The organism is Streptomyces niveiscabiei (genome assembly GCF_001419795.1).
GTDB lineage: Bacteria > Actinomycetota > Actinomycetes > Streptomycetales > Streptomycetaceae > Streptomyces > Streptomyces niveiscabiei.
In genome coordinates this window covers 1-3,087 of record NZ_LIRL01001381.1, presented here as the reverse complement: position 1 = coordinate 3,087, position 3,087 = coordinate 1, and the positions used below count along the sequence as shown (strand labels likewise).

Here is a 3,087-nt window from a genome sequence, read left to right as displayed (position 1 = left end):
GGTGGTGCCGGTGCTGGGGGTGCGGTGCTTGTTGTGTGACGGACGGCCGGGCGCCGTACGTCGTACGCCGTGAGGCGGCGCGCGTTTGGCCGTGCGCGCCCCCTCGTACGCGCCCTCTACTCCGGCACCACCGCCGTCGCCGTGATCTCCACGAGTTGGCCCGGGTAGCCGAGGCTCGCGACGCCGAGGAGGGTCGAGGAGTGGGGGCCGGTGCTGAGGCCGGACGCCTCGACCACGGTCCACACCGCTGTCAGTACGGCCGGGTCGGGGCTCACGACGTACACGTCCGTGACGACGACGTGCGCCAAGTCGCTGCCGACCGACCGGAGTTGCTCCTCCAGGTTGGCGATCACCCGCTCGGCCTGCCGTACCGGGTCCCCCGGTCCCACGAGGGTGCCCGCCGCGTCGAGGGGCACCGAACCGGCGAGGAACGCGAGTTTCGTTCCGGCCTCGACGACCGAGGCGTGCGCGTAGGTGGGCGGGCGGAAGAGGTCGGGTGAGGTGACGCGGCGGATCATGGGAGCTCCTCGCTGGTGGACGACTGCCGATCATCCAGCCCGGCGCGCGCGAGGGCACCCGGATTTTCCGGGGCGGCGGATCACGCGGCCCGCGTCAGCAGTGCGGGCCGCACACCGGTCTCACGACTCCGGGCCGTCAGGATCCGCTCGAACCTGCGGGGGGGGGGTGCCCCTGTCTGCCCCCAGCCCCGGGGAGCGGGGGGCCGGGAGGTCGATCAGGTCGCTCACGTCGGCGACCTTCTGGAGGGTGCGGGCCAGGGAGGCCAGGGTGCGGCGGACCTCGGTGAGCTGGGTGCGCAGGGCCGGCGCGTGGTCCCAGGCGCGCTCCCAGGCGACCGGGTCGTGGCCCTCGGGGCGCCGGGACTCGTAGGCGGCCAGGCGGGGGTGCCAGGAGGCCAGGAGGGGGCGCAGGACGCGGTTGAGGACGGTCACCGCGAGGACGCCGAAGCTGACGTGGCCGGGGGCCAGGGGCGGGGCGACGTCGGGGCCGTAGCGGCGCAGGATGTCGCGGGTGGTGCCGAAGAACGTGTACAGGGACGTCAGGGCCTCGCGCAGGAAGCCCTCGTCGGGGTGCAGCTCCTCCACCGAGACCCGCGTCACCAGCTCCAGGTACAGCTCCCACGCCGCGCTGCGCTCCGCGTCGGCCGGCTGCCAGGTGCCGGAGATCTCGCCCACGAACGGTATCGACAGTGTCGCCGTGATCTGCGACGGTCCGCTCGGTCCCCGCCGCTTGCGCTGCCTGTGTCCCATGATCGCCTCCCCGGGTGCCCACAGTAGGGTAAGTCGCCGTGTGGGACGTCTTCCTCAGCTACAGCCGCGCGGACGTGGAGTCGGTCCGTCCCCTCGCGCGTGCGCTGCGCGAGGAGGGGCTGCGGGTCTTCACCGACGAGACCGGGGTGGCCCCCTTCGAGGGGATCAGCGAAACGATCCGCCGCGAACTCGGCAGGTCCACGGCGCTGCTGGCGTACTACTCCACCGGCTATCCCGCGCGTGAGGCGTGCCAGTGGGAGCTGACCTGCGCCTATCTCGCCGGTCTCGCCGAAGGCGACCCCCGGCGCCGGGTCATGGTCGCCAACCCCGAGCCGGCCGCCGCCCACATCCAGCCCGTCGAACTGCGCGACGCGCGCCACGCGGACCCGGCGGATCCCGCGGGGCTCGTCGCCGACGTCGTGGCGCACCTGGCCCGTCTCGACGGTCCCATGCGGCTGCCGGAGCCCGCCGTACGGGGTCCCCACCCCGAGTTCCTCGGCCGCCTGACCGAGCTCTGGCAGGTCCACTCCGCGCTGCACGCGCACGCCGCGCCGCTCACCGCGGGACGGGCCCCGGCGCGGACCGTCCAGATCCGCGGGATGGCGGGCATCGGCAAGACCGCGCTCGCGCGCGAGTACGCGCTGCGCTTCGAGGCGGCCTACCCGGGAGGCGTCCACTGGCTGGACGGACGCTCGGACGACACCCCCGTACGGGATGCGGACCCCGGCGGGCCCTTCCTCCTGATCGTCGACGACGTCCCCCCGGGACGCCTCGCGGAGACGACCGCACAGCATCCCTTGGGCCACACCCTCTTCACCCTCCGCGGCCACGCGTACGACGGCCCGGGCGCCGTCCTCGACCTGGGACCGCTCGACGCGCACCACGCGCGCCTGCTGCTCGGCGGCAACCCCGACGACTCAGGCGACTTCGGTGACACGGACACTCTCGCCGAGGCGGTCGACGGCCACCCCCTCGCTCTCGCGCTCCTGGGACGCGCCGTGCGCGCGGGTCACAGTCCGCGCGCCCTCTACGACCTCCTGCACACGCGCGGGAGATCACTCCTGGACACGCTGGCCGAACGGGACGTCACGGCCGGTCTCGTCGCGGACGTGGACGGGGACGAGGCCGCCGACGTCCTGCGGTGCGCCGCCGCTCTCCATCCGCTGCCGGTGACCGCGCGGGACGCGGCCGGCGTGCTGGCCGCCGTCGACCGGGTGCCGCAGGCGGTCGCCCGCAGACGCGCGGCCCAGGGGATCGCCGAACTGTCCGCACGCGGCCTGCTGGACCCGGAGAACGCCCCAGGAGGCGCTGCGGGAGCCTGGCGGCTCCATCCCGTCACTCTGCACGCCTGGCACCACCACGACCCCGCTCCGGCCCGTACAGAGGCCCTCAGGCATGCCGCCCTGCGCACGCTGTGCGGCCACCGCGGCCCGGATACCCTGGGTCTTCCCGGCAGCCGGAGGGAGGTCCCCGTGACAGCACCCAGCGAGTCCGAGCGGATGGCCGCGTTCGACATCCAGGTCGAGCTCGTCACCCGGATCGGCGTCCAGGAGCTCGCTCCCGGCGAGGGGAGCCTGCGCGAGGCCCTGAGCTCGCTCAAGTCGGTGATCGACTTCACCCGCGCGACCCTGCACACGTACAGCATCGGCCTCGCGCCGGGCACGGGCGCGCGGACCGTGCAGAGCCTGGCGTACAGCCTGGTCAACGACGTCATCCGGCCCTTCACCACCGCCTGGCACCCGCGCCTGACGGCCTACGAGGGGACCCGGCCCGCCTCCGTCAGCCCGCTCGACCACGAGGCCGGGTCCCCTCGTAGGCC

At 74.2% G+C, this 3,087-nt stretch carries 3 protein-coding genes; 1 reads left to right on the top strand and 2 read right to left on the bottom strand.

All coding sequences use genetic code 11. From position 1 onward, the window contains the following. Positions 1-116 precede the first annotated feature (116 nt). Positions 117-518 carry a RidA family protein gene (locus AOK24_RS44280; protein WP_055725453.1) on the bottom strand — a complete coding sequence of 134 codons (402 nt, stop codon included), beginning with the start codon at positions 516-518 and terminating at the stop codon, positions 117-119. Positions 519-638: 120 nt separating this feature from the next. Further along, positions 639-1,268, bottom strand: a complete 630-nt coding sequence (locus tag AOK24_RS44275) for a hypothetical protein (protein ID WP_055725452.1) — start codon at positions 1,266-1,268, stop codon at positions 639-641. A 38-nt stretch (positions 1,269-1,306) separates the two neighbouring features. Here AOK24_RS44275 and AOK24_RS44270 point away from each other — a divergent pair. Next, the coding region (locus AOK24_RS44270; RefSeq protein ID WP_055725451.1) for a tetratricopeptide repeat protein at positions 1,307-3,087 on the top strand (1,781 nt) is incomplete at its 3' end.